Origin of the sequence: Grimontia indica (genome assembly GCF_000333895.2) — a bacterium.
GTDB lineage: Bacteria > Pseudomonadota > Gammaproteobacteria > Enterobacterales > Vibrionaceae > Enterovibrio > Enterovibrio indicus.
The window spans coordinates 1-683 of sequence record NZ_ANFM02000083.1 but is presented as its reverse complement, the minus strand read 5'-3'; the positions used below and the strand labels follow the sequence as shown (position 1 = coordinate 683).

Sequence of the window (683 nt, the reverse complement as noted above, 5' to 3'; positions counted from 1 at the left end):
CACCTCCTTAACGATACTATTAATGCTAGTGTCCACACAGATTGTATAGGTTGAAAAAGTAAAGAGTGGTTTGGCATCCCAATGCCAGACATTGTGTTTTTCGGTCTGATGTCGCTTCTCGCAAGCTCGTCACTCCACTAACACAACGTTAGCGAAACATGTTTCGCTGACAAACGTTGTGTCCCATTCGTCTAGAGGCCTAGGACACCGCCCTTTCACGGCGGTAACAGGGGTTCGACTCCCCTATGGGACGCCACTGGGTCGTTAGCTCAGTTGGTAGAGCAGTTGACTTTTAATCAATTGGTCGCAGGTTCGAATCCTGCACGACCCACCATCTTCTACCACAGAGGATGTAAAACTGATGTGGGCGATTAGCTCAGTTGGGAGAGCACCTCCCTTACAAGGAGGGGGTCACTGGTTCGAGCCCGGTATCGCCCACCACTTTTCCTTGCATAAAGGAAAAGCGCACTCTCTAATCATTTTCTGCAACGGACTCGCAGACCCTTTAAATAATATTTACAGGGTGCGAATTTTTGCCGCCCCAATTTGGGAAGAAAGTCATTAGAAAGTGGTTTTTGCACCACGTTCTCTTTACGAGAAATGCTCTTTAAAAATCTGGAAAGCTGACTAAACAAACTGATTCAGTTTGTTTGTAAAAGTTCTCAAATGTTGACTCTACGGAG

The 683-nt window shown here is 46.3% G+C and carries 3 tRNA genes; all 3 read left to right on the top strand.

The features are described 5' to 3' along the window. The first annotated feature begins 180 nt into the window (after positions 1-180). The 3 genes from D515_RS24750 to D515_RS24740 all read left to right on the top strand — a co-directional run bounded on the left by D515_RS24750 (position 181) and on the right by D515_RS24740 (position 441). Positions 181-256, top strand: a tRNA-Glu gene (locus D515_RS24750). A gap of 2 nt (positions 257-258) precedes the next feature. After that, a tRNA-Lys gene (locus D515_RS24745) sits at positions 259-334 on the top strand. Positions 335-365: 31 nt separating this feature from the next. Continuing rightward, positions 366-441 (top strand) — tRNA-Val (locus D515_RS24740). Positions 442-683 lie beyond the last annotated feature (242 nt).